The organism is Streptomyces sp. NPDC058674, from assembly GCF_042716505.1.
Lineage (GTDB): Bacteria > Actinomycetota > Actinomycetes > Streptomycetales > Streptomycetaceae > Streptomyces.
Window position 1 is genome coordinate 25,237 of record NZ_JBHXSC010000013.1, and the last position, 25,281, is coordinate 50,517.

21 protein-coding genes and 1 pseudogene are annotated in these 25,281 nt (G+C 73.1%); 13 read left to right on the top strand and 9 right to left on the bottom strand.

Going from position 1 to position 25,281, the window contains the following annotated elements:
• Nucleotides 1-70 precede the first annotated feature (70 nt).
• Nucleotides 71-1,534 (bottom strand): SDR family NAD(P)-dependent oxidoreductase, encoded by a 1,464-nt coding sequence (locus ACFWU6_RS09730; protein ID WP_383979997.1) that lies wholly within the window; start codon nucleotides 1,532-1,534, stop codon nucleotides 71-73.
• Nucleotides 1,535-1,793: 259 nt separating this feature from the next.
• Between ACFWU6_RS09730 and ACFWU6_RS09735 the strand changes: the two are divergent.
• Nucleotides 1,794-2,501: pseudogene (locus ACFWU6_RS09735) on the top strand (DMT family transporter); the annotation flags it as partial.
• A 132-nt stretch (nucleotides 2,502-2,633) separates the two neighbouring features.
• Here the strand turns inward: ACFWU6_RS09735 and ACFWU6_RS09740 are convergent.
• Nucleotides 2,634-4,013, bottom strand: a complete 1,380-nt coding sequence (locus ACFWU6_RS09740; RefSeq protein WP_383980001.1) for a transglycosylase family protein — start codon at nucleotides 4,011-4,013, stop codon at nucleotides 2,634-2,636.
• A gap of 185 nt (nucleotides 4,014-4,198) precedes the next feature.
• Between ACFWU6_RS09740 and gndA the strand changes: the two genes are divergently transcribed.
• A complete protein-coding gene (gndA, locus tag ACFWU6_RS09745) occupies nucleotides 4,199-5,644 on the top strand; it encodes an NADP-dependent phosphogluconate dehydrogenase (protein WP_383980005.1) in 1,446 nt (481 codons plus the stop codon).
• Between the two features lie 523 nt (nucleotides 5,645-6,167).
• Here the strand turns inward: gndA and ACFWU6_RS09750 are convergent.
• Nucleotides 6,168-6,929 carry an aspartate/glutamate racemase family protein gene (locus ACFWU6_RS09750; RefSeq protein WP_383980013.1) on the bottom strand — a complete coding sequence of 254 codons (762 nt, stop codon included), beginning with the start codon at nucleotides 6,927-6,929 and terminating at the stop codon, nucleotides 6,168-6,170.
• Between the two features lie 15 nt (nucleotides 6,930-6,944).
• A complete protein-coding gene (gene panD, locus ACFWU6_RS09755; protein ID WP_383804193.1) occupies nucleotides 6,945-7,364 on the bottom strand; it encodes an aspartate 1-decarboxylase in 420 nt (139 codons plus the stop codon).
• A gap of 231 nt (nucleotides 7,365-7,595) precedes the next feature.
• On the opposite strand from panD, the gene ACFWU6_RS09760 reads away from it, so the two are divergent.
• Nucleotides 7,596-8,693 (top strand): MerR family transcriptional regulator, encoded by a 1,098-nt coding sequence (locus ACFWU6_RS09760; RefSeq protein ID WP_383980017.1) that lies wholly within the window; start codon nucleotides 7,596-7,598, stop codon nucleotides 8,691-8,693.
• Nucleotides 8,694-8,876: 183 nt separating this feature from the next.
• Here the strand turns inward: ACFWU6_RS09760 and ACFWU6_RS09765 are convergent, their stop codons facing one another.
• Nucleotides 8,877-10,145: a hypothetical protein gene (locus tag ACFWU6_RS09765; RefSeq protein WP_383980184.1), complete on the bottom strand. Its 1,269-nt coding sequence runs from the start codon at nucleotides 10,143-10,145 to the stop codon at nucleotides 8,877-8,879.
• A gap of 481 nt (nucleotides 10,146-10,626) precedes the next feature.
• On the opposite strand from ACFWU6_RS09765, the gene ACFWU6_RS09770 reads away from it, so the two are divergent.
• The 3 genes from ACFWU6_RS09770 (at nucleotide 10,627) to ACFWU6_RS09780 (ending at nucleotide 13,755) form a co-directional block, all read left to right on the top strand.
• Nucleotides 10,627-11,376, top strand: a complete 750-nt coding sequence (locus ACFWU6_RS09770) for a DUF4142 domain-containing protein (protein ID WP_383980020.1) — start codon at nucleotides 10,627-10,629, stop codon at nucleotides 11,374-11,376.
• A gap of 9 nt (nucleotides 11,377-11,385) precedes the next feature.
• Nucleotides 11,386-12,744 carry a DUF1996 domain-containing protein gene (locus ACFWU6_RS09775; protein WP_383804199.1) on the top strand — a complete coding sequence of 453 codons (1,359 nt, stop codon included), beginning with the start codon at nucleotides 11,386-11,388 and terminating at the stop codon, nucleotides 12,742-12,744.
• A 186-nt stretch (nucleotides 12,745-12,930) separates the two neighbouring features.
• The gene (locus ACFWU6_RS09780) at nucleotides 12,931-13,755 is read left to right on the top strand and encodes an RNA polymerase sigma factor (RefSeq protein ID WP_383980024.1); all 825 of its coding nucleotides are present in this window, start codon (nucleotides 12,931-12,933) and stop codon (nucleotides 13,753-13,755) included.
• A gap of 210 nt (nucleotides 13,756-13,965) precedes the next feature.
• On the opposite strand, the gene ACFWU6_RS09785 is transcribed toward ACFWU6_RS09780, so the two are convergent.
• Entirely contained in the window at nucleotides 13,966-15,333 is a 1,368-nt protein-coding gene (locus ACFWU6_RS09785; RefSeq protein ID WP_383980028.1) for a helix-turn-helix domain-containing protein, read from the bottom strand.
• Nucleotides 15,334-15,787: 454 nt separating this feature from the next.
• Here ACFWU6_RS09785 and ACFWU6_RS09790 point away from each other — a divergent pair, with 454 nt between their 5' ends.
• From ACFWU6_RS09790 to ACFWU6_RS09820, 7 genes are all read left to right on the top strand, one after another.
• Complete coding sequence (locus ACFWU6_RS09790) at nucleotides 15,788-16,756, top strand: hypothetical protein (RefSeq protein ID WP_383804205.1); 969 nt, start codon at nucleotides 15,788-15,790, stop codon at nucleotides 16,754-16,756.
• Nucleotides 16,753-18,201, top strand: a complete 1,449-nt coding sequence (locus ACFWU6_RS09795) for an NADH-ubiquinone oxidoreductase-F iron-sulfur binding region domain-containing protein (protein WP_383804207.1) — start codon at nucleotides 16,753-16,755, stop codon at nucleotides 18,199-18,201. Before ACFWU6_RS09790 ends, ACFWU6_RS09795 begins: the two co-directional genes overlap by 4 nt.
• Before the next feature lie 97 nt (nucleotides 18,202-18,298).
• The gene (locus ACFWU6_RS09800) at nucleotides 18,299-19,441 is read left to right on the top strand and encodes an SCO0930 family lipoprotein (protein WP_383980031.1); all 1,143 of its coding nucleotides are present in this window, start codon (nucleotides 18,299-18,301) and stop codon (nucleotides 19,439-19,441) included.
• A 417-nt stretch (nucleotides 19,442-19,858) separates the two neighbouring features.
• Nucleotides 19,859-20,104, top strand: a complete 246-nt coding sequence (locus ACFWU6_RS09805; RefSeq protein ID WP_383804211.1) for a hypothetical protein — start codon at nucleotides 19,859-19,861, stop codon at nucleotides 20,102-20,104.
• Nucleotides 20,105-20,362: 258 nt separating this feature from the next.
• Nucleotides 20,363-21,973, top strand: a complete 1,611-nt coding sequence (locus tag ACFWU6_RS09810) for an alpha/beta fold hydrolase (protein WP_383804213.1) — start codon at nucleotides 20,363-20,365, stop codon at nucleotides 21,971-21,973.
• Between the two features lie 126 nt (nucleotides 21,974-22,099).
• A complete protein-coding gene (locus ACFWU6_RS09815; protein ID WP_383980036.1) occupies nucleotides 22,100-22,927 on the top strand; it encodes a helix-turn-helix domain-containing protein in 828 nt (275 codons plus the stop codon).
• A gap of 159 nt (nucleotides 22,928-23,086) precedes the next feature.
• The gene (locus tag ACFWU6_RS09820; protein ID WP_383980040.1) at nucleotides 23,087-23,551 is read left to right on the top strand and encodes a hypothetical protein; all 465 of its coding nucleotides are present in this window, start codon (nucleotides 23,087-23,089) and stop codon (nucleotides 23,549-23,551) included.
• A gap of 65 nt (nucleotides 23,552-23,616) precedes the next feature.
• Here ACFWU6_RS09820 and ACFWU6_RS09825 read toward each other — a convergent pair whose 3' ends face one another.
• The 3 genes from ACFWU6_RS09825 to ACFWU6_RS09835 form a co-directional block, all read right to left on the bottom strand.
• Nucleotides 23,617-24,123: a hypothetical protein gene (locus tag ACFWU6_RS09825; protein ID WP_383804219.1), complete on the bottom strand. Its 507-nt coding sequence runs from the start codon at nucleotides 24,121-24,123 to the stop codon at nucleotides 23,617-23,619.
• Between the two features lie 83 nt (nucleotides 24,124-24,206).
• Complete coding sequence (locus tag ACFWU6_RS09830) at nucleotides 24,207-24,659, bottom strand: SRPBCC family protein (protein WP_383804221.1); 453 nt, start codon at nucleotides 24,657-24,659, stop codon at nucleotides 24,207-24,209.
• Nucleotides 24,660-24,833: 174 nt separating this feature from the next.
• Complete coding sequence (locus ACFWU6_RS09835) at nucleotides 24,834-25,247, bottom strand: PaaI family thioesterase (protein ID WP_383980044.1); 414 nt, start codon at nucleotides 25,245-25,247, stop codon at nucleotides 24,834-24,836.
• Nucleotides 25,248-25,281: the final 34 nt, after the last annotated feature.

Here is a 25,281-nt window from a genome sequence, read left to right on the forward strand (position 1 = left end):
GAGCGGGAACGCGATCGCCCCCCTCGGCAGGCCGAGGGGGGCGATCGGACGCGCGGGGCGGGACCGGGTCCTACCAGTTCGCGGGGGCGTAGTCCTTGAGGAAGACGCCGAACAGGTCCTCGCCTGCCTCGCCGCGGACGATCGGGTCGTAGACCCGGGCGGCGCCGTCGACCAGGTCGAGCGGGGCGTGGAAGCCCTCCTCGGCCAGGCGCATCTTGTCCGGGTGCGGACGCTCGTCCGTGATCCAGCCGGTGTCGACGGCCGTCATCAGGATCCGGTCCTTCTGGAACATCTCCTGCGCGCTGGTGCGCGTCAGCATGTTCAGCGCGGCCTTGGCCATGTTGGTGTGCGGGTGTCCCGCGCCCTTGTAGCCGCGGCTGAAGACGCCCTCCATCGCGGAGACGTTGACCACGTACCGGCGGCCGGCCTCGGCGGCGGCCATCGCCGGGCGGAGCTTGCTGATCAGGATGAACGGCGCGGTGGAGTTGCAGAGCTGTACTTCGAGGAGCTCGATCGGGTCCACCTCGGACACCGTCTGGATCCAGCTGTTGGTGTCGTGCAGGTCCGGGACCAGGCCGCCGGCGTCGATGGCGGTACCGGCCGCGATCCGCTCCAGCGAGGCGGAGCCGGAGACCAGGGCCAGCTCGGTGATGTCCTGGGCGCTCAGCTTCTCCCCCTTGCCGGTGGGCAGGGCGGCGACCCGGTCGACGGTACCGCTGCCGAAGGTGCCGATGACCTCGGACGCGGGCAGCTCGCCGGCCGGGAGCGGTGCGTTCTCGGCGGCGACGAGCTCGCTGTAGGCACCCGGGGAGCGGCGTACGGTCTGCGCCGCGTTGTTGATCAGGATGTCGAGCGGGCCCTCGGCGGCGACGGAGTCGGCCAGCGCCACGACCTGGGCCGGGTCGCGCAGGTCGATACCGACGATCTTCAGGCGGTGCAGCCACTCGGAGCTGTCCGGCATCGCCTTGAAACGGCGGATCGCGTCGGACGGGAAACGGGTGGTGATGGTGGTGTGCGCGCCGTCGCGCAGCAGCCGCAGCGCGATGTACATGCCGATCTTGGCGCGGCCGCCGGTGAGCAGGGCGCGGCGCCCGGTCAGGTCGGTCCGGGCGTCGCGGCGCGCGTGGTTGAAGGCGGCGCAGTCCTGGCAGAGCTGGTGGTAGAAGGCGTCGACCTCGACGTAGCGGGTCTTGCAGACGTAGCAGGAGCGCGGGCGCTGGAGTATCCCGGCGATCGGGCCCTTGGCGGCGGCGGTCAGGGCGTTGCCCTGGGTCTCGTCGTCGATGCGCTCGGCGGAACCGGTCGCGGTCGCCTCGGTGACGGCCTTGTCGTTGGCGGTCTTCGCGGCCCGGCGGTCCTGGCGGCGGCGCTGCTTGACCGTGCGGTACAGGCCCGCGGTGGCGCGGCGTACGGTGACCGCGTCGGGGTGGTCGACGTCGAGCTTGTCCAGCTCGTCGAGCACGCTGAGGCAGAGAGCCAGGCGATCGGGGTCGATGCCCGGCCCGTATGCGTGGTTGTCTTCGGTCACCGTCATGGCCGCTGCAGTTCCTTGCCCACTCGTCCGCATCCGCCTGCTGCGGAAGTCCCCAAAAGGGAGACTGTACGGATGCCACGCGCCCGGGACCAAACCCGCTCCGCACGCCTCACGCACCGCGAGCGCCCCGCTACGGTTCGGGCCGCTTCCCGACCCGCGCGGGCCCCTGCTCCCGTACTCCCGTACTACGCCGGGAGTACGGTCCGTGACCCCCTGTGGCGTGAGGAATAGCACGGCCGGGTCGGGCATTGTGGACTGCATGGGTGCACTGGCGCTGTCGGTCGTGCTCTGCCTCGTGTCGGCGCTCGCCTACGCGGGCGGCGCGGTCGTCCAGGAACGGGTCGCGGCGACCACGCCGGAGCGCCTCTACGCGCCGCTGCGCCGCGGCGGCTGGTGGGTGGCGGTGGGGCTCAACGGCTTCGGCGCGCTGCTGCACGTGCTGGCGCTCGCGTACGGCCCGCTCAGCCTGGTCCAGCCGCTGGGCGCGCTCACCCTCGTCTTCGCCCTGCCGCTGGCGGCCGTCTTCGTCCGGCGCCGGGCGGGTGCCGCGGCCTGGCGCGGGGCGGTGCTGGCCACCGCGGGCCTGGCCGGGTTGCTGGCCCTGACCGGCGGGGACGGGCCGGTGTCCGGCTCCCGGCCGGCGGGCGGCGAGGGCGAGCTGCTCCTCGTGGTGACCGGGGGCGCGGTGGCGGTGCTCTTCCTGGCCGCGCACCGGACGCACCGGGCGGTGGCGCGCGGTGTGCTGCTGGCCGCGGCGGCCGGTACGGCCTTCGGCATGGCCTCGGTGTTCACGAAGGCGGTGGCCGAGGCCTTCACCCCCGACGCCCTCGGTGCGCGGTGGCCCGACCTCACCGCGATCGCCGTCCTCGCGGGCGGCGGGCTGCTGCTGTCGCAGGCCGCCTACCGGGGCGCCGGACTGGCCGCCCCCCTGGCCACGCTGACCGTCGTCAACCCGGTGGTCGCGGCGACGGTCGGGCTGACCCTCTTCGGCGAGGGCTTCCGGTACGGGGCCGCCGGCACGGCCGCCGCGGCCGGCAGCTCCCTGCTGGCCGCGGCCGGCCTGCTCATGCTCACGGCCGTACCGCCGCACGTACGGGGGTCAGATGCGGACCCCGTGGCTCCGGAGGTACCTCAGCGGGTCGATGTCGGAGCCGTAGCCCGGACCCGAGCGCATCTCGAAGTGGAGGTGGGGGCCGCTGCTGTTGCCGGTGGAGCCGGAACGCCCGATCCGCTGGCCGCCGGACACCTGCTGGCCCGCCTTGACGCCGAGCGCCGACAGGTGGGCGTACTGGGAGTAGCGGCCGTCCGAGTGCCGGATCACGATCTGGTAGCCGTACGCCCCGGCCCATCCGGCGGAGACGACCTGGCCCGGGCCGACCGACTTGACGGCGGTACCGGTGGACACCGGGAAGTCGACCCCGGTGTGGTAGCCGCTGGACCAGGAGGAGCCGGCCGCGCGGTAGGCGGTGCCGAGGCCGGCGTCGACGGGCGCGGAGTAGCCCCCCGCGGCCGGCTGCTCGGGCGCTGAGGCGGGCTTCGCCGCGGGCTTCTCGACGGGCTTGGCGGCGGGCTTGGCGGCGGGCTTCTCGGCCTGCCGCTGGACGGGCTTCGCGGCCGGCTTCTCGACCGGCTTCGCGGCCGGCTTGGCGGCGGGCTTCTGCGCCGCGGGCTCCACGGGCTTGACCGGCTCGGCCGTCCGCGGGGGCTTCTCGGGGTTCTGAGCGGGCGGCGGCGCGGCCGTCATCCGCAGGGTGAGCCGCTGCCCCGGGAAGATCACGTCCGGGTCGGCGCCGACGGTGGCCCGGTTGGTCGCGTACAGGGCCTGCCAGCCGCCCTCGACCTGCTGCCGGACGGCGATCGCCGAGAGGGAGTCGCCCGGGGCCACGACGTACGGGTTCGCCGCGACCGGCGTCCCTGCCGGACCGGCCACCGAACTCCCCTGCGCCGGGGCCTGGGACGCCTGGGCCTGCTGGGCCGGGGCCTTCACGCCCTCCCCCTGGCCCCCCTGTGGCTGCGCCTGCTTCCGGGGCTGCGCCTGCTGGGTCTGGGTCTGGCTCTGGGCCTGGCTCTGCTTCTGCGGCGCGGCGGCCGGCGCGGGCCCGCTGCGGCTCAACCCGGCCGACTTGCCGCACTGCGGCCAGGCCTGCGGGCCCTGGCCCTTGAGCACCTTCTCGGCGACCGCGATCTGCTGAGCCCTGGTCGCCAGGTCGGCGCGGGCGGCGTAGGCGGTGCCCCCGAAGGCCCGCCAGGTGCTCTGGCTGAACTGGAGGCCGCCGTAGTAGCCGTTGCCCGTGTTGATGTGCCAGTTGCCGGTCGACTCGCAGGCGGCGACCTTGCTCCAGGTGTCCACGGAGGCCGCGTGGGCGGCTCCGGCACCGATGAGAGGGAGCGCTATCCCGGCGCCGCCGGCGGTGACGGCGAGCGAAGCCCGGTTGATGCTGCTCGGCTGATACCGGCGGTGCCGGCCCCGTACGCGCATGGGAGCCCCCATTGAAGACATCAGGAACGGCACAACCTAACGCCGCGATCGGGTCATGACAAGGGGCGCAACCAGGCGTACGGGCAAGGCAATTGACCGGGTGTCGACCGATGAGCGATCTCTGAGGACGGGTGTCGATGTAGCGTCGGTGCTCCCCGCACATCGAAGCACGCAGGAGCGCATTCATGAGCACCAGCACAGCCCAGATCGGCGTCACCGGACTCGCGGTCATGGGGAGCAACCTGGCCCGCAACTTCGCCCGCAACGGATTCACCGTCGCCGTCCACAACCGCACCACCGCGAAGACCACGGCCCTGGTGGAGGAATTCGGACACGAGGGCGACTTCGTGGCGGCCGGGTCGGCGAAGGAGTTCGTCGACGCCCTGGAGCGCCCCCGGCGCCTCATCGTGATGGTGAAGGCCGGCGAGCCGACGGACGCCGTCATCCGCGAGTTCGCCCCGCTCCTGGAGGAGGGGGACGTCATCATCGACGGCGGCAACGCGCACTTCGAGGACACCCGCCGCCGCGAGAGGGAACTGCGCGAGCGGGGGATCCATTTCGTGGGCGTGGGCATCTCCGGCGGCGAGGAGGGCGCGCTGCTCGGCCCGAGCATCATGCCGGGCGGCTCGAAGGAGTCGTACGAGTCCCTCGGCCCGCTCCTGGAGAAGATCGCCGCGAAGGCCGCCGACGGTACGCCGTGCACCTCCCACATGGGGCCCGACGGCGCCGGACACTTCGTCAAGATGGTGCACAACGGCATCGAGTACGCCGACATGCAGCTGATCGCCGAGGCCTACCACCTGCTGCGCGAGGTGGCCGGCTACTCCCCCGCGAAGATCGCGGAGACCTTCCGGGACTGGAACCGGGGACGGCTGGACTCCTACCTGATCGAGATCACGGCAGAGGTGCTCGCCCACACGGACGCCGCGACCGGCGGCCCGTTCGTCGACGTCGTGGCCGACGCCGCCGAGCAGAAGGGGACCGGCCGCTGGACCGTGCAGATCGCGCTCGACCTCGGCGTGCCCGTCTCGGGGATCGCCGAGGCGGTCTTCGCCCGCGCCGTCTCGGGCCACGCCGACCTGCGCGAGGCCGCGCGCGGCCTGGGAGGCCCGACGGCCGCCGCGCTCCGCGCGGAGGAGGCGGACGCCTTCGCCGCGCAGGTGGAGGAGGCGCTCTACGCCTCGAAGATCGTCTCGTACACCCAGGGCTTCCACCAGATCCAGGCCGGCAGCCAGGAGTACGGGTGGGACGTGGACCTCGGCGCGGTGGCCTCGCTGTGGCGCGGCGGCTGCATCATCCGGGCCTCGTTCCTGGACCGCATCCTGGCCGCGTACGGGGCGCAGCCCGCCCCGCCCAGCCTGCTGGCGGACGCGGACTTCGCCGCGGAGATCGGGGCGGCCCAGGAGGGGTGGCGCTCGGTCGTCGTGGCGGCGGTGCGCCAGGGCATCCCGGTGCCCGCCTTCTCCGCGTCACTGGCGTACTACGACGCGCTGCGCGCGGAGCGGCTGCCCGCGGCGCTCACCCAGGGGCAGCGGGACTTCTTCGGGGCGCACACCTACCGGCGTACGGACCGCGAGGGCTCGTTCCACACCCTCTGGAGCGGCGACCGCTCGGAGGTCCGCACGGACTGATCCGGCGGCGCCGAGGCCGGCGCCCGGCGCCCGAGCCCGGGGCTCGGGCGCCGGCCTCGTCTCGGCGGCTTCGGCTCGGGCGGGCCCAGCCCTGCGGCTTCGGCTCGGACGGGCTCAGCTCAGCTCAGCGGGCCGGGCTGCGGAATCGGCGCGGGGCCGGGCGGCGCCGGGATCGGGTCCGGCTCGGGCACCGGGCCGGGGACCGGCGGGGCCGGACGCGGGACGGGCTCGGGGTCCGGGAACGGGTTCGGCCCCGGCGTCGGCCCGGGACCCGGAACGGGCGGCTGCGGGTCGGGCCCGGGGCCCGGCCCCGGGGCGGGGGGCTGCGGGTCGGGACCCGGGCCGGGGGGCTGTGTCTGCTGCATCTCCACTGTTTCTCGCACCATGTGTCCCACCTTCCCCCGAACCGCTCGGGTACGCGCTGCGGCGACGGCAGCGCCCCGCGCGCCGCCCCTTGCGACAGCCCGGTCGGCCCAGCCCCGGAGCACGCGTACGACAATCGAAAGATCATCGAATGCCGCGGTCACCCGAGGTGAGGGCCGGGCACGCCGATCCGCAGCGCGGCGGCGAGACCCGGGGCAGGGCTGGACAGCACGGGCGTCCCGGTCCGGGTGAGGGCCTCCGCGCCGGCCATCGAGGCCTGGGCCAGGACGATGACGTCGGCACCGGTCACGGCGTCGGCCGCCGCCGCCACCCGTGCGAGGTAGCCGGCGGTGTCCCCCGCCTCGAAGCGCTCCCAGGCTCCGGCGACCAGGTGGGTACGGACCGAGACCGCGCGGGCGCCGGCCTCCTCGGCCAACAGGGCCCCGGTCGGCTCGAACGTCGACTCCACGGTGGCCAGTACCGCGATCCGGGCTCCGGCGCGCACGGCCGCGGCCGCCATCGGCCGGTCCACGCGCAGCACGGGGAACCCGAGCGCCGGGGCCAACGCCTCCGCCGTCGCGCCGATCGTCGAGCAGGTGACGAGGGCGGCCCCCGGCGCGGCCTCGGCGAGCAGCGCCAGCAGGTCCTCGGCCACCGACTCGGGCCCCTGCGCCCGGGCCCGGTCCAGCAGCTCGGGTACCACCAGGTGCCGGAGCGCGGCCCGCGGGTGGTTCCGGTCCCGCAGCGCGTCGAACACCGGGACGTGCGCCGGTGACGTGTGCAGCAGGACCAGGCCGGGACCGGGTCCGGGTCCGGTCACCACGGGTCGGGGGGCGGCGGCCGGCTGGGCCCCGGCCGCCGCCACGACCTCGGCGGGTGCCACGGTCGCCCGGTCGGGGCCGATCGACGTCGTGCCCGCCATGGTCTCCGTCTCCCCTCAGACAGCCACTGCGTGCGGGCTGCGCTGCTGATCCGTACCCGGCACCGGGGCGGACGGGTCCGCTCCCAGTTCGATGATCCGGTTGTCACCGTCGACGTGCACGACGCGGGGCTCCAGCACCCGCGCCTCCGCGTCCTCGACCTGCGCGTAGCTGATGAGGATGACGAGGTCCCCGGGGTGCACGAGGTGCGCGGCGGCGCCGTTGATGCCGATGACGCCGGACCCGCGCTCCCCGGCGATGGTGTAGGTCTCCAGCCGGGCGCCGTTGGTGATGTCGACGATGTGGACGAGCTCCCCCGGCAGCAGGTCCGCGGCGTCCAGCAGGTCGGCGTCGACGGTCACCGATCCGACGTAGTGCAGGTCGGCCTGGGTGACCGTGGCCCGGTGGATCTTGGACTTGAACATGGTACGAAGCATGGAGATACTCCCGGAATGTCTGCTCCCTGCCTGCTTCCTGCAGGTCAAGGGCGGTCTTGGGAGCGTACAGCGATTCACCTGTCCGGTCAGCTCTCCCCGGATGTTTCAGGGCTCACACGGACCGGCCGACCGGTACTTCGTGGGCCGGACGGGACCGGGGCGGCCACGGGACGGATGCGGGCCGTGGCAGAGGTTGACCCTCGACCTTGTCGAGGGCTCAGAGTTCCGGGTGTGGAGAACGAGATGCGCAGCATCGGGGAGATGGCCCGAGACAGCGGACTGAGCGTGAGCGCGCTGCGGTTCTACGACCGTGCCGGTGTGCTGGTCCCCGCCTGGGTGGACCCGGTCAGCGGCTACCGCTGGTACGAGCCCGTACAGAGGGAAGAGGCCCTCTTGCTGGCCCGGCTGCGCCGGGCGGGCATGCCGCTGGCAGACATCCGGCTCGTGCTGGCCGGCTGGGCCAGTGCGGACACCGACTTGGTGCGCGGTCTGCTTCAGGCGCACCTGCGCCGTCTCGAGCTGGGGCTGTCCGATGCCCGTGGCGAGTTCTCCACACTCCGAGCTCTACTCGACCACAGGGAGACAGACCCCATGACCTCGCTCCACACCGCCACCGCCCGGTTGACCGTCCCCGCGCCGACGTTGGCCGCCGCGTTGGACGCGGTCCGTTTCGCTGCCCGTACTGACGGGGAGTTGCCGATGCTCGGCGGAATCCTGTTCGACATCGAGGGGGAGGGACTCCACCTGGTGGCCACCGACCGATACCGGTTGGCCGTCGCGCGAGCCCAGGCGACCGGGCACGGCGGGGCTCGGACGCAGGTCGTCGTGCCCCTCCCGCTCGTCGACGCGATGCGGGCGCTGTTGACCAGCGGTGAGCCGGTCCAACTCGCCCTGGACGGCGACCGCGTCACGCTGGAGGCCGGCGACCGGCAGACATCCGGTCAGAGCCTGGGCCACGAGTTCCCCGACTACCGTCGCCTCGTCAACCTCCCTGTCGGCCGCCGGGCCCGCGTCGACACGGTGGCTTTTTGTCAGGCGCTGGAGACCGGTCCGGTCCGTAGGAGCGAGACGCGCGAGCAGGACGGTGAGCCCTGCGACCTCAGCGTGCTCCGGGTGACGGAGAACGGGTCCGTGCTCGTGTGTGACGACACCGACGACGACCGGGACAACGTGGCCGTCAACCGCGAGTTCCTGCTGCACGCGCTCGCCGCCGGAGCCCGGGACGAGCTGATCCTGGAGCTGGGCGCGCCCACGGCACCGCTCGCGATCCGCCGCCCCGACGACGAGGACGCCTTCTCACTCCTGATGCCGGTCCGGCTGGACCACTGACGCGGTCGTCTCGACGACTGCGTGGCGCTGATCGGGTGCGCTGAGCCAGGGCCGCGAAGGAGGTCCCGGTCGAGGCAGGATGAGACCCGCACAAGGCCGCGCACCTGAGCCCCGGGAGGGGCCGCGCCGTGGGTGACGCGACGACGACAGCCAGGTCCATGCGGCACCGCTCGCTGCGGCCGCTCACTCGGCCCTGCTCGTCGCTTCCTCTTCGTTCCCGCGGTCGTTCCCGCGCCGACGGCGCGCTCGCTCGGCGATGCCGCTGGAGAGCCTGCCCTTGACCGAGCTGGCCCGGTCGAGGGTCTCGCTTCCGAGGTTCCTGGCGGCATCGACGCCCTTCGCGCCTGTCTCGAGCGCCTTGTCCCGCACCTCCGTGGCCGCCTCCACCCACCGTCTCGCCTCCGATGACCGGCGCCCGGACTCGATCCCGAGCCGCTCGTGGAAGTCATGGACACCGGTCGCGACATGGTTGCCCGACTGGACCACCGCCGGGGACTTGGCCGGGTGGAGCAGCACCTTCGCGTTGGCCGTGCCGGCGACGGCATTCATCCGGGCCACCAGGCGCTCGGTGCTCCGCGAGATGAGTTCCAGCCGGTCCTGCCGGGCGGCCTTCAGGCCGAGGCGGTGCCCGTCCAACTCCTCAGGGGACGCGTCCAGCACCCGGTCGAGTTCGAGCACGGCCATCGCGTCCTGCAGTTGGAAGCAGCGAGCCAGAACGGCGAGCCACTCCCGGACCGCGGACTCGGCCTCCTTGGCCGTCGCGGCGAGATCGCCGATCTTGGTCTGGCGCTCCATCTTCTCCGCGATGGCGTCCAGTTGACGCAATGCGTACACCTGGGTCTCCGCGATCGCCGTCGGCGCGGCCTGCACCCTCGACCACGTGACCTCGTCGACCCTGCCCCTCTTCTCTCGGATGGTCATGGTCTCGTCGATGACGAAGCCGACTCCCACCATGCGGGCCAGCACCGTGTCCTTCTGGGCGCGCAACACGTCGTCGACCTTCGCGTCGATCGTGGCGAGATAGTCGGTGATCTCGTCCATGGTCTGCTGCATCGCAACCTGCGACATGAGCTTCGCGGCACTGGCGAGAACCGCCGGGTTCGCCAGAAGCGATCGGGGAGCCTTCGCGATCTCCACGAATCCCCTGATCTGGCCCTTCTGCCCCTTCACCACACCCGTGCTGAGACCCGTCTTCGAGCTTTCCCTCAGCCCGTACTTCTTCACCAGCCGTACCGACTCCGGAGTCAGCTTCACCCAGCGCCCGGAGTCGGCGGCGACCTCCGAACCCGCCTGCGCGACTGCGGCCCCGGCGCCGAGGGCGGACGTGAAGCGTTGCAGTCCGAGGTCCTTCGACGTCAGTCCCTCCGAGACGAGGAAGCGGTCGACCTCCGTCGGATTCCCGATGACCGCCAGTCCGTCACCGTCACTGATCAGCTGGATCTCGTTGTCCATCGCCCGCTCCTGAAGTGGCTTCATGCAGTGGTGGGTGGTCGGGTGCGCGCGGCGTCCGCCGGGCAGCGGCCGAGGCCCTCCGATGACGGCAGACGGCCACCTTGCGCCGGCACTTCCACCGCGTCCTCGGCGCGCCCCCGGACGTCTACCGGCGTACGTTCCGCAAGCACCGCCCGCCGGGTGTCGACTGACGTACGGACAGCCTTCGCCCACCGGCGACGGTCAGCACGGGCGCCGTGCATCTGCGCGGGGGAACGCGGCAAGGTACCACCCTTCCGGGTGGTTGCCCGGATGTTTATCCAATGGTGATGGTCCGACAGCGGCGGCACCACAAACGGCACTAGCGTCCCGTGGCACCCCGGGAATGCGGGTGTGCACCGCACGGTCCGTGCGGAACCTCCAACCCCCGCACCCCTCCCGGCCCACGGAGCAAGGAGGCACTGTGCTGTCATTCCGGCGGCGATCCGCCAGCGGTCTTTCGGTGGCCACGAGATACACGATCGGGAGCGGCGTCGTCATCAGCGCCCTGGTCCTCACGCTGATCGCGCTGCTGATCCCGGTGGACAAGTTCGGCGGCCGGGCCACGGCCGCCGCGGCGGGCCCGGTCGGCGACGACGACGGCGCCGGGATCATGAGCACGGCGTACGGCCCGCTCACCCCCGCGGACCGCGACTTCGTACGCAAGGTGCGCCTGGCGGGCCTGTGGGAGCTGCCCGCGGGACGGCAGGCGCAGCAGCGCGGTACGCGGCCCTCCATACGCACCGCCGGCGATCACCTCGTCGACGGCCACACCGAGCTGGACCGGCAGGTCATCCAGGTCGGTGCGGCGCTCGGAGTCGACCTCCCCAACCAGCCGTCGGCCCAACAGCAGGACTGGCTCGGCCAGTTGACCCGCGCCCAGCCGGGCGAACCATACGAGCGGCTGTTCGTGCAGCTGCTGCGCCGGGCCCACGGCAAGGTCTTCGCGCTCCTGGCGGGCATCCGGTCCCAGACCCGCAACTCGATGGTCCGCGCTCTCGCGACGTCCGCGAACGCCACCGTCCTGGACCACATCACGGTGCTGGAGGAGAGCGGGCTCGTCGACTTCGACTCGCTGTCCGACGCTCCGCCTCCCCCTGCCCCGCGGCCCGCCGCCCTGCTGGGCTCCCCGTCCACCCCCTCCTCCCCCCGGCCCGTCGCCCACCGCCTGGGCGCACACGCCGTTTCCTCCGATGTCCGACCGACGAAGTGAAGTGATCCCATGAGTCAAAAGGGCCACAAACGCCCCAGGGTGTCGAACAAACTGCTCGCCGTGGTCTCCGCCCTGGTGCTGGGCGGCGGCGGAGTCGCCGTCGTCGCCGGCAACGCCTCCGCGGGGCAGGAGGGCAACCGTCAGGGACGGACGACGGCCACCATCGACTGTCCTGACGTGGGCGACAAGCTCACCGCGGTGCCCGACCAGGCCAAGGCCCAGGTGGGCGAGAACCTCGCCGAGCTCGACGCCCAGGTGGCCGACGCGTACCAGCGGCTCGCCGCGGGCCAGGCGAAGGGCGACGCCCTCCTCGGGGAGCTGCGCGACAAGCGCGGCAAGACGATCGACAAGGTGAACCAGGCGATCGGGGACGCCGGCCAGAAGCCCGAGGACCTCAAGGCCCTGAGCGGCTGCGAGATGAAGCAGGAGAGCGCGGACGCGAACGCCGCGGTCGACGCGAGCGCCGCCCGCAACGTCGGACAGAAGGGCGGCCCGGCGAAGAGCGACTTCGTCAACATCGACAAGGTACGGCCGAACGTGCGCAACCCCCAGGCCCTGAGCGGCGCCTCCAAGGGCTCCTTCTCCTCCAGCTGCGGACGCAACGAGAACAAGCACTTCAACCCGGACAACGTGATCGTCGCCCCCGGTGTCTCCAACGGCGCCCACCACATGCACGACTACGTGGGCAACAAGACCACCGACGCCTTCTCCACCAACGACAGTCTCGCCGCGTCCGGCACCACCTGCAGCAACGGTGACCAGTCCAGCTACTTCTGGCCCGTGCTGCGGCTGCGCGACGGCAAGACCGAGCGGGACGCCAAGGCCCCCGGCGGCGGCCAGGACGGCAACGTCGGCACGATCCTCCAGCCGAAGCAGGTGACGATCAGCTTCAAGGGGAGCCCGGTCGGCCAGGTCAAGGCCATGCCCCGGTTCCTGCGCATCATCACCGGTGACGCCAAGGCCCTGACCAACGGCACCGCCAACGCCAACGCATCCTGGAGCTGCACCGGTTTCGAGAACCGCCAGCTGAAGGACAAGTACCCGATCTGCCCCAAGGGCTCCGACGTGGTCCGCACCTTCACCTTCCAGAGCTGCTGGGACGGACGGAACATCGACAGCGCCAACCACCGCACCCACGTGGCCTTCCCGGACAAGGCCGGACGCTGCCCGCAGGGGTTCAGCGCCATTCCGCAGCTGGTGCAGCGCATCACCTACGGCATCGCACCCGGCGCCCGGTTCGCCGTCGACAGCTTCCCCGAACAGCTGCACAAGCCGGTGACCGACCACAACGACTTCATCAACGTGATGACGGACAACCTGATGTCCAAGGCGGTGGGCTGCATCAACAGCGGGCGCACCTGCCGCTGACGCCGCTCGGCAGGCATCCCCTGCTCCCAGGCCGGGCGCTCCTCCTCTCCCACCCCCGCGCCCGGTCCGGGAAGGTGTCGGCCCGAAGCCGACTTCGGGCCGACACCGCGTCCCCCTCGTCACCCCCGCGGCCCCGCGTCACCCCGCGTGCCGCGCCCGGCCGGTTCCCGACCCCCGAGGAGTGGCATGTCAGCCTCCCGTGACTCCACGGACGGCCCCCGGTCCCCGAGCGGGGCCGGGGCGCTCCCGCCCTCCGACGCGGAACTGACCCGCCTGCTGCGGCGCGGTTACGGCGCGGGCGGGGCGGACCAGGCGGTCTGCGCCCTCCTCTACCGGCGCCACCGGCAGGCCGTCCTCGCGTACGCCCGTACGTGCTGCCGCACCCCGCAGGACGCGGAGGACCTGGTCTCGGAGGCCTTCCTGCGCACGTTCCAGGCGGTCCGGGCGGGCGCCGGGCCGCGGGGCCCGTGGCGCGGGTACCTGATGTCGGTCGTCCGCCACACGGCCATGCAGTGGCAGGACGGCGCCGTGCGCACCCTGCTGACCCCGGACTTCGACACCTGGTGGCAGCCCGGCCCGGTCGGCGGCGATCCGCAGCAGCAGTGGGTGGCGGGCGAGGACCGCCGGCTCGTCGCACGTTCCTTCGCCGCCCTGCCCGAACGCTGGCGGGCCGTCCTGTGGCACACGCTCGTGGAGGGGGCGCCGCCGCACCAGGTCGCCGAGCTGCTGGGGATCACCCCGAGCGCGGTGACCTCCCTGGCCTTCCGCGCCCGCGAGGGGCTGCGGGAGGCCTATCTGCGCGCCCACGTGGACGCCGCGGCCGGCGGTCCGTGCCGCCACTACAGCGGCATGCTCGGCGCGGCGGTCCGCAGGGGCGGTACGCACCGGCCCCGTGACCTCACCCGCCACTTGGCGCACTGCCGGTCCTGCGCGCGGTCGTACGCGGAGCTGCTGGACCTGAACGCGACCATGCGCGCGGCGGCCTCGGGCGCATTCTGCGACGCCCGGTAGCCGCCGAGCCGCTCCCGCCACCGCAAGGGCCCCGGCCCGGAACCGCCTTCGCGGGTCCGGGCCGGGGCCCCTTCCTTCGTTTCCCTCCTTCGTACCCTTCCTCGTGCTTCCCTTCCCTGGCGCGTTTCCGTCCTGCCGCGTCCGTCCTGCCGTGCCTTTCCTGCCGCCTGCGTCCGGACCGTACGGGGACCCGGCGTGCGGAGCGGGGGATCAGAGGCCGTTGACGCGGGCCATCCGCCCGACGGCCAGGGGCGGGAAGTCGGCCGTGACCACGCGGGCCGCGCGCCGTCCCAGCCGCGAGTGCTGACGGCGCACCTGGGCCATCAGCCGCCGGCTGCGCAGGGCCATCTCCAGCTCGAAGCGGGTGCGGGGATCGCGCAGGCCCGGACCGAAGAGCTTCTCCAGCTGCCGCATGCGGTAGCGCACGGTCTGCGGGTGCACGCTGAGCGCCTTGGCCGCCTCGGGTGCTCCACCGCCCTCCAGCCAGGCGAGCAGCGTCACCTCCAGCCGCTCGCTCTGGCGCGGGGTCAGGTCGGCCAGCGGGCGCAGCCACCGGGCGGCCAGGGCGTGGGCCAGCGGTTCGTCCTGGAGCAGCAGCAGCGTCGAGAGGTGGTCGTCCACGAAGACGGGGCGGACCTCCGGGCCGCCGCGGTTGGGGGTCAGGGCGAGCAGGCGCACCGCCCAGCGCAGCGAGGAGGCGGTGTCGCGGACGGGCACGACGTGGCCGACCGCCGCGAGCCGGCCGCGCAGCGGACCTTCCAGCGGGGCCCGGGTCTCCGTGTCGGCGCCGGGGACGAGCATGCAGGGGCGGCCGGCGAACGTACCGACGAGCGCGTCGTCGAGCACCCCCGCGAGCTGCTGGGTATCGCCCGCAGTGGCGAGCGCGACGGCTCGTACGGTGGTCGGCAGGGGCCAGCCGGCGGCCTCGGCGAGCTCGACGAGGGAGCCCTCCGAAGCCTCCCTGTCGTCGGTGAGGGCCCTGAAGAGTTCCTGGCGCGCACGGTCGTGTGCAGTGAGCGGTTCCGGACGGGCTGCGTGGCCGCCGCCGGAGGCGTCCTCACGGAGGGGTTCGCGGTCCTCGCGGGTGTGTTCACGGCCGCCCTCGCGGGTGTCTTCACGGCTGTGTTCACGGCCGCCCTCGCGGGTGTGTTCACGGCCGCCCTCACGTGAGTGTTCCCGTGAGTGTTCCAGGACGGCCTGGCGGCCGTCGTGCCGGTCCTCCTCCTGGTCCTTCCGGTCGGCCATCCGGCCGCGGGCCTGCGCGGGCACCTTGGAGAGCTGCCGGGGCTCGGCCCGGGTCCGGTCCGTTGCCTGGGTCGGGATTTGGGGATGCGGCTGGTGCGGGGACCTGGGCTGCACGTCGCGGTAGCCCAGGGCCGTCAGCAGCGCCTCTTCCACGCACTGTCTGAGCATTTCATCGTCGATGGCGTCGTTGGCATCGATAAGGGTGGAAAATCCCGGAATTCCATGCAGAAGCTCCTCCACTATCTCGGCGGCCAGCGCGGGGAGTTCCCTCCGCAGGACGCGGGTCCACTCGCCTCTCGGGCGGGACCAGATGCGGTTCAGAAGTTCGCACATCGTTTTCCTCGTTCGTGCCGGGGTGAGGCCTGTCCATGGGGAGGTCAACAAGCCTTCCGAGGTTGACTCCTTGTCAACAGTGGTGTTTAACAAGGGAGTTGAGGCCCTCGTACTCCCTCCTGGAGGGGTCCGGCCATCCACGGTCCCGCGAGTTTGCCTTCTTTTTACCGTTGGATGCGCGTAGATGGCGGGCGGTGCGGCGGCCTGTCAGAACCTCCGCTGGAGGGGAATCTTCCGGTGTTGTTCGATGCGCCGGAGACGCGGTGCGAGAAATTATCACGTTTCGATAAATCCTGTGGACGCACCGGAACGCTCCACGATGCTTCTGCACTCCGGCCCCAAGCTCCCTCGGCCGGCGCGGGAGTTCACAGCGCTGCCGGGCACTACCGACCAAGACCCCCGGGTGCCGAGCGCCGGTGGAGTGCTCGGCACCCAGGCGCACAGGAGATTCTGGATGCCCCTGTCCCAGCCTCATATGCCCCGCTCGCACAGAGCGCGCCGCAAGAGCCGCCACGCGGCTGCGGCACCGGCCGCCGGAAGGCGGGCCGTCCGCCGGCCCTCCCTGCTGCCCGCCTCCGGGAGGTTCAGCCCCGGAGCGGTCTGCGCCGTCGGCGCGGCCCTGGCGGCCCTCCTCGTCGCGGCCCGTGCGGGCGCCCTGACCCAACTGTGGGACTTCCTCGACTTCGGGGCGGGCGTGCTCTCGCTCGTCTCACTGACCTCCACCGTCCTGTGGGGACTGGTGGCCACCGACCGCGTACTGCTCGGTTCGGGCCACCGGCTGCTGGCCCAGGGGGTGCACCGCGGCCTCGCCGTGTCGGGCCTGGGCTTCCTGGCCCTGCACATCTGGGTCAAGATCGCGGAGCAGCAGACCTCCGCCTCCGCGGCGGTGCTGCCCTTCACCGATGTGGAGCAGCCCGTCCTCGTCGGCCTCGGCACACTGGCCGGCTACCTCTTCGTGTCCGTGGCGGTGTCCGGCGCCCTGCGCAGCGTGTTCGCCACCAAGGCGCGTTCCCTGTGGTGGCGCGCCCTGCACTTCGGCGCGTACCCGGCCTGGGGCGCGTCCCTCGTGCACGGGCTCAAGGCGGGACGCCCCGCGAGCGGATGGGTGACGGCGGGCTACGCGCTGTGCCTCATCGGCGTCGCCACGCTCATCGCCCTGCGCGTCCGGACCCGCATGCGCGGGGCCGGCCCCCTGCCCACGTTCCCCCTGGGCGTCGTCCCCGCCCGGCTCCGGACCCGCACCTCCGGGCGGAACGACCCGGAGCGCGGGTCCGCGGCCCCCGCCGCCCCCGCGGCGGCGCCCGCTCCGCCGCCCCGGCCCGAGCACCCGCCGTACCTCGTCGCGTACATCCCGAACCAGGCCACCGGCGAGGCGGACAACCGGTCCGGCGAGCGGCTCGCCATCCGAGAGCGGTGGATGTGAGCACCTCTGCCCGTCCCGGCCTCGGCTGCGTGGGCGCCCCCCGGCTGCTGGCCGGCCTCGACCAGGTGGCGCGCCTCGACCGGGTCGCGCACCTGACCACGCACGGTTCGCTCCCCCTCTACCGCCCCGACGAGCTCGTGGAGCTCGCCGACAACATCGACCTCCGGGGGCGCGGCGGGGCCGCCTTCCCCTTCCACCGCAAGCTGCGCGCCGTGATGCGCTCGGCCCGCGCCCGCGACGGCCGGACCGCGGTCGTCGTCAACGGCAGCGAGGGCGAGCCCAGTTGCCTCAAGGACAAGGCCCTGCTGCTGCACGCCCCGCACCTGGTGATCGACGGGGCCCTGCTCGCGGCCTCCGCACTCAACGCCGAGGACGTCGTGGTGGCGGTCACCCGGGACGACGTGGAGCAGTCGGTACGGGAGGCCGTGGCGGAACGCGGCCCCTCCGGCCGCCGGGTACGCGTGGCGCGACTCCCCGAACGCTTCGTCACGGGCGAGGGGACCGCCATGATCAACGGCTTGAACGGCGGTCCGACGCTCCCGTCCGGACAGAAGGTGCGGACCAGTGAGCGGGGACTGAACGGCGTGCCGACCCTGCTGTCGAACACCGAGACCTTCGCCCAACTGGCCCTCGCCGCCCGGCTGGGCGCGCTGGACTTCCGTACGGTCGGGCTGCCCGCGGAACCGGGCACCATCATGCTGACCGTCGCGGGAGCCACGGTCGTCGAAGTCCCGGCGGGGACCTCGCTCGCGTACGTACTGGAACTGTGCGGCACCGATCCCGGCCAGGGCGTGCTCGTCGGCGGCTACCACGGCAAGTGGCTGGACCCCGCCTCGGCCCGCACCGCGGCGATCTCCCGGGATTCCCTCGAATCCCTGGGGGCGCGGCTGGGGGCGGGCGCGGTGCTCCCCCTGCCCGAGGACACCTGTCCGGCGGGCGAGGTGGCCCGGGTGACCCGCTGGATGGCGAAGGAGACGGCCGGCCAGTGCGGACCCTGCGTACGCGGGCTGCCCGCGCTGGCCGACGTGCTCGAGCAGGCCGTCAGGGGAGGCGGCAGGGCGGCGCTCGAAACGCTGGAGGCCCGGATGGCCGGGGTCATGCGCCGCGGCGCGTGCAGTCATCCGGACGGCACCTCGCGCTTCGTGGCCTCGGCGCTCTCCGCGTTCCCCGACGAGTTCCGCGACCACGCCCTCGGCAGCGGATGCGGCCGGCGGGTGCTGGGGGCGCTGCCGCTGCCCCAGGACGAGAGCCCGGAGCGGCTCGTCGTGGACTGGACGCTGTGCAAGGGGCACGGGCTGTGCGTGGACATCCTGCCCGACGTCGTACGGCTCGACGCGGACGGCTATCCGGCGCAGGCGTCGATGCCGGTGCCCGGACAGCTGCGGCAGAAGGCGCTGCGGGCGGTACGGCGCTGTCCCGCGCTCGCCCTGCGCATCCAGGAATGAGGCCGTGAACGGCTGCGCCGCCCTTGCGAGTTCATTCTTGGCGCGATCTGACAAATTCCGGTTGATGTGAAGTCCAGCCGACTCGTGACCCGTATCAATGAGTGCAGGAACGAAAACGCGGAACACGAAAACGCGGAACGGAACTGAAGGAGAGATCGTGAACACAAGGCGTCGTGGGATTATCGCCGGGTCGGCGGTCGCAGCACTGCTGCTGACCGCGGGATGCGGAGCCGCCGACACATCCTCCGGAAAGTCGGATGCCGTACAGCCGGTGAGCGGCAGTAAACAGCTCGGCTCGGCTTACGACTCGAACGGTGGATACGGGGCCGAGCTGGAGGCGGGCGCGGGTGCGGGCGCCGACGCCGGGGCGGGCGCCGGGTACGGCAACGAGCCGGCGGGAGCGGGCGGCGCCGCCAAGACGGGTCCGGCCGGGGAGCTCAAGGTCCGCGAGGTCGCGGGCCTGGGCTCCGCGGTCACCGACAGCGAGGGCTGGACGCTCTACCGCTTCGACAAGGACGCGACCAAGCCGCCCAAGTCCAACTGCGACGGGGACTGCGCCAAGGTCTGGCCCGCGGTCGCGGCGGACGACGCGAAGGCCGGCGCGGGCATAGAGGCGGGCCTGCTCGGGTCGGTCGCCCGGAGCGACGGCACCAGGCAGCTGACGCTGGCCGGATGGCCCGTGTACCGCTATGCCAAGGACACGAAGACGGGGGACACCCTCGGTGAGGGCGTCGGCGGCACCTGGCACGTGCTGGGAGCCGACGGGAAGCCCGCCGTCGCAGGCGGGAAGCCGGCCGGGGCGGGAGCGGAAGCCGGAGCGGGCGGGCAAGCGCCCCCGGCGGAGGAGGCGAAGGAGGAGGAGAAGGCGGTCGACAAGGGCGCCGAACTCTCGGCCCAGCCCAATCGCGAACTCGGCAACATCCTCGTGGACGGTCAGGGGCGCACGCTCTACCGATTCGACAAGGACAGCGCCTGGCCGATGAAATTCGGCTGCCTCGGCGCCTGCCTCGACACCTGGAAGCCGGCCGAGCCCGTGGACAAGGCGAAGATTGCCGGAATTGCCAATGAACTGGTCGGTTCGGTGAAGAGGCCCGACGGAAGCGAGCAATTGACGATCGACTGCTGGCCGGTCTATTTGTTCACCGGCGACAAGAAGCCCGGCGACATCACCGGCCACAACAACAAGGGCCTCTGGTTCGCCGTGACCGACAAGGGCAAGAAGGCGAAGGTCACGGGCTGACACCCGCCCGCCCCGATCACGTGGTGCCCGGGCACCTCCCCGGCCCGGGCACCACGGCCGTTTCCCCGATCAGCCAGTGAGGTGCCCATGTCCCGGACCGACCGCCGACGCCGATGCCGAGCAGAGTTCCGACTCCGCCGGGTCCACCGGGCCCGGCGTGCGCTCCCCGCCCTCGCCGTCGTGTGCGCCGCCCTCCTGAGCGGCGGGTGCGCCGGGGCCTCGGCCGCACACCGCGAAGCGGGAGCCGGCTCGGCCCGGGCCTCCGCCCACGGCGCGGGCCACAGCGCCACGGCGGACGGCGCCGCATCCGATGCCCGTCCCCGCTCCGATGCCCGTCCCGGCTCCGGCTCCCCCTCCCCCGGAGCCCGCCCCGCCTCCCTGGAGGAGATCGCATCCGCCATCGGATGCTCGCCCCAAGTGAGCGTCGATGCCGAGGAGCTGCGCCAAGGCGGCTGCGAGACCGACCGGGGCCCCTACCGGATGGCCACGTTCGCCGCCGATCAGGGCCTGCGCTCCTGGCTGACCGAGGCCCAGACGTACGGCGGCCTGTACCTGGTCGGTGATCGCTGGGTGGTCACCGCGCAGTCGGCGGACGCCCTCGGCGTGCTGCGCGGACGCCTGGGCGGCTCCCTGGAGTCCGGCGCCACCCACAGCGACCACTGAGACCCCAAGTCCTCACAGGCGCCTCACAGGTGCCTCACAGCGCGCCCACAGGCCCCTCGTGTACCACCGGCCGACCCGCGACGGCGGCCGTCCCGGCGGCCGCCGCGGACAACACGAGCGGCGTGTCGGACAGTTGTCCGGATTTCGGCTCCTTCGTGAGGTGCACACGGACCGGCCCTTGCGGATGATTCGCCCGCGCACGTCCGTGCAACAAGGTGTACGCGTAAGCGATCTCACCGAACGCAAGGGACCCGACTCGTGCGCCGTAAACGCCTCGCACCGCTGCTCGCAACCGCCGGCCTCATCGCGACGACCCTGCCGATGATGGCCGCGACGCAGGCCTCCGCTGCGCCGGAGGCCCGGTACCTCCAGCAGCAGCCCGTCTGGCACCGCTGCGACGCGGAGCAGCCGGCCTCGCTCGAGTGCGCCACCCTGAAGGTCCCGCTCGACTACCGGCGCCCCGAGGGGCGCACGATCGACCTCGCGATATCCCGCGTGAAGACCGCGAACCAGGCCGTGCGGCACGGCGTCATGCTGTTCAACCCCGGCGGCCCGGGCGGCAGCGGTCTCTACGACCCGCTGCTGGCGCGCGACCTGATGCCCGAAGACGTGCGGGACCGGTACGACCTCATCGGCTTCGACCCGCGCGGCGTGGGCCGGAGCAGCCCGATCACCTGCGGACTGACCGACGGCGAGCAGGTCCTGGACCGGCCGTACCGCCCCGAGACCTACGGTGCGGACGTGGCCTGGGCGCGCAGCGTCGCCGACAAGTGCCGGGAGAAGTCGGGCGACGTGCTCCCGCACATCACCACCCGCAACACGGCGCGCGACATGGACACGATCCGCGCGGTGCTGGGCGAGCGCAAGATCTCGTACGTCGGCTACTCGTACGGGACCTACCTCGGGGCGGTGTACTCGCAGATGTTCCCGCAGCGCACCGACCGCTTCGTGCTGGACAGCGGTGTGGACCCGCAGCGGGTGTGGCGCGGCATGTTCCAGGTGTGGGCCTCGGAGGCCGAACCCGCCTACGCGCGGTGGTCGCGGTGGGCGGCGGAGCGCTCCGACCGGTACGGGCTGGGCGCCACCCCGCAGGCGGTGTCCCGGACGTTCTGGGACCTGGTGGCGCGCGCCGACCGGGAGCCGATCGACTACCTGGGGCAGAAGCTGACGGGTGACGACATCCGGGCCGCCCGGGCGATGTTCTTCTACCCGGAGCAGGCGTCGGCCGTCGTCCAGCAGCTCAAGGCATCGGCGGAGGGCGGGCCCGCGCCGGTGGGCGGGACGGCCCCGGACCTCGGGAAGCTGCTCGCCGGCGGCCGGACCGCCGCTCCGGGACCGGCTCCGGAGTCGACCCCGGAGCCGGCCGCGGACAACGGCACCGCGGTCTTCTGGTCCGTCGTGTGCGGGGACACGGCCGCGTGGCCGCGCTACACCGAGCAGTACGCGCGGGACGCGGCGAAGGACAAGGCCCGGTACCCGCTGTACGGGGACATGGCCTCCACGATCAAGCCCTGTGCCTTCTGGAACCGGCCGGCGGAGGCGGCCACGCCGATGAACAAGCGGGCCGACGTCCTGACCGTGCAGAACGAGTGGGACTCCCAGACTCCGCTGGCCAGCGGCCAGGGCCTGCACCGCGCGCTGAAGGGCTCGCGAATGGTCCTGGCGGCCGGGGGCGAGGGCCACGGCGTGTACATGGTCGATCCCGCTTCCTGCGTCAACCCCACCGTCAACGCGTACCTGTCCACGGGCCGGCTGCCCGCCCAGGACGTGACCTGCCAGAACCCGCCGGCCGACGCGGAGCGCAGGCTCGCCCCGAGCCCGTCCAGGCAGCTGCCGAAGCCGTTCCCGGCCGGCCCGGGGCGCTTCTGATCCGGTACGCCTGACCGGCGGCACACCGCGAAGGGCTTCGATCCGGGCACCGTCCGCGTCATCATGGGCGGTGCCCGGGTCGTGCCATCGGGGGCCCACGGCCGGGTGAGAAGTCCGGGGGGACTCGTGTCCGTGTCCGCGCGCTCGCACGCACCACACCAGCCGGCAGGTTCCGACACCGCCGCCACCGCCACGCCCGTCCGCTCTCGCGCCGACGCCGACGCCGACGCCCACCCCGACTCCGCTCCGGCCACCGGCCCTTCGGCGCCGGCCCGGGGCCGGGGCGTGCTCGAAGGGGCCTTCGCCCTGCTGGAGGCCCTGCGCCGGCAGGGCGACGAGGCGGGGGTGACCGAGCTCGCCCTCGCCTGCGGGGTGCCCAAGGCCACCGTGCACCGGCTGCTCGACCAGCTGGTCGCGCTGGGCGCGGTCGAACGCCACGGCGCGCGCTACCGGTTGGGGGCGCAGCTCTACCGGATCGGGCAGGCCTGGCAGCCCCATCCGGGACTCCGGGCGGCGGCCCGCCTGCCGCTGCACCGGCTGCGGGCGGCGACGGGGGCCAGCGTGGTGCTCACCGTGCTCCACGAGGACCTCGCCCTGACGGTGAGTTCGGTACCGGGCGCGCTCGAGCCCGTGCTGCCGGTCCGCAACGGCAGCGGCTTCCACCTGGACACGGCGGCCGGCCGCGCCCTGCGCGGCCCCTCGCGGCCCGGCCCGGTGCTCGACCGCGAGGACGTACTGGCGGGGGTGTGCTGCGCGGCCCTTCCCGTACGCGCTCCCGACGGAGCGGTGGTGGCGGCGCTCGCCGCCCTGGTCCCGGCGGGGCGTCCGGCGCCGGCGGGGCACCACCTGGAGCGCCTGGCCCAGGGCGTCGGGCAGGCCGCCGCGGCCATCACCCGGGGCCTCGCCCGCGGCCCCCGACGCCTGACCGGACTCCCGCCGGACCTGGTGCGCTGAGCGGGACGCCGCTCCCGCCCCGCGCCGGGTTCTACGCGCGTTCCACTCAGCGGAACGCGCGTGGAACCGGGGCGGCCGGGCGGAGCACAGTGGTGGACGTGCCGGGGGGACCGGCGCACCGGGGTCGCCGGAGGCGACACGACACAGGGGGAACACGCCATGAGCCGCAACGGGATCCGCTTCGCCGCCGCCGGCCTGCTCGCGCTCGGCAGCCTGACCGGCTTCGCCGGGGCAGCCCAGGCCGAGCCGGTCGACCACGTCCGCATCGAGCTGCTGGAGCTCACCTGCCACCGGCAGAGCGAGGGCGACCACGACGAGGCGTACATCAAGATCACCGACGCCAACGGCAACCAGGTCAAGGTCTGGCCCGGAAGCGCCAAGTACCAGACCATGGGCACTGGTTACCTGCGTCCGCTGGGCGACGCGAACGGCAACGACGCGCTCGTCCTCGGCAAGCAGCAGGCGCGCACCCTGACGCTGTGGGACTACGACTCGACCAGCTCGGACGACAAGCTGGGCGCGACCCTGGTCACCGGCAGCGAGGCGAACGGCGAGGTGCAGTACCGCTCGCTGGAGGGCTCCGGCGGTGTCTACACGATCGCCTACCGGGTGATCGACATCTGAGCCCCTCCGGGCGGCGGGCCCCTGCCGGGTCCGCCGTCCGGGCGCGTCGGGGTGCGCCGGCTGCGTCAGCGGTAGTCGTCCGGGTGGCCCTGCATCCACGTGTTGATCTTGTCGCGGGTCCCGATCAGCGTGGTCTGGTGCTTCTTCAGGTTCTCGAAGGACCGGTCGCCGCCGAGCTTCGCGTCGAGCTTCCCGATCAGGGCGATGGGCTCCGGGAAGTGGCCGGGGCCCTTCGGGTCCGCCTTCATCGCCCGGTCCAGGCGGTGGAGTTCGTCGTGGACCCGGCCCAGGAAGTAGGCGCAGTTGCCCGGCGTGCACGAGTCGTCCAGGGTCGCCTGGAGACCGGCGAAGGCGTCGCGGACCTTCTCGGGCTGGGGCGCGGTGCCGTCGGGGGCCGACGCGGACGACGGAGGAGGCGACGCGGACGCGCTCGCGGACGCGCCGGGCCCGCTCGCGGCGGCGTTCGGTCCGCCGGCCGGCTCGGCGGCCTTCGGCGCCGCGGTGCACGAGACACCGAGCGCGGCCAGGGTGACGGCCGTGAACACAGCACGGCGCAGAGACGAGTTGAGCATGCGGTTCCCCCGTGATCATCGAATCAGCCGACCCTACCCGGTCCCGCGCCGGGCACGGGAGCAGCCCGGCGTCCCCGACAGGCCTACGGGGTGAGGGAGGCCTCCGCGGCCGCCTTGATGCGGCGGCCGAAGTCGGGGGCGTCCTTGCGGGCCGCGCTCAGGGCCAGGGGAAGCAGCAGCTTGCCGAGGCCGTGCCCGTGCAGGGTGTTGAAGATCCGGACCCGGGTGCGGCCGCCGGGCAGGGCCTCGACGTCGTAGCCGCCCTCGGCCGTGATCATGTTCCGGCTCTGCTCCGTCCAGCGGATCAGGCCCGGCGGTTCGTACCCGACGATGCGGAACTCGCGGCCGGTCTTCATCCCGGCGTCCTTGACGGTGCTCCGGAAGACCGTTCCGACGGCCGTCGGGCCCTCGGGGGTCTTGGTGATCTCCTGGACCCGCGGGCTGAACTCGGGATCGTGGCGACCGTCGGCGAGGTAGGCGAACACCGCCTCGGCGGGCCGGTCGATCTCGACACTCGCCTCGAACTGTCCTGACATGTCCGCTCCTCGGTGCGACCTGCGACCTGCGATCCGCGGTGCGCTCCGCGGCGTGTCCACGATCCCAGAGCCCCGGTCCGGCGCGCGGCAGCACGCGCGGGCGGAGGACCTGCCCGGCCGGCCTGCGTCGCCTCCGGGCGCGGGCCGGGTGCCCTGCCCGCTTCCGGGCCGGGCTCAGCCGAGCAGGGCGTAGACGGTGGACGCGGTCGCCGCGGGCTCCTCGGCGCCTTCGGGGGTCATGGTGACGTCGGCGAAGGCCATGCGCCGGCCGAGCTTGGTGACCCGTACGCGGATCAGCACGTCCGCGCCGACCACCGGCCGCTGGAAACTGGTCGACTGCTGGACGGTGGTCATCGGCCCGTACTCCCCGCGCGCGGCGGAGACCGCGATGACGGTGGCGGTGTCGGCGGCCGCCATCAGGGCCTGCCCCGAGAGGCCGCCGCCGTCCCGGGCCAGGGTGTCGGACCAGGGCAGCCGCAGTACGGCGTGCCGGTCGCCAGCCTCCTCCACGGTCAGGCCGAGGGCCAGCACCCAGGGGGCGAAGTTGTCGGCCAGGATCTTCTCTGCGTCTGCCGGTGTCAGCGTCACCCGGAGATTGTGGCGGCCCGGGCCGGGCCGCCAC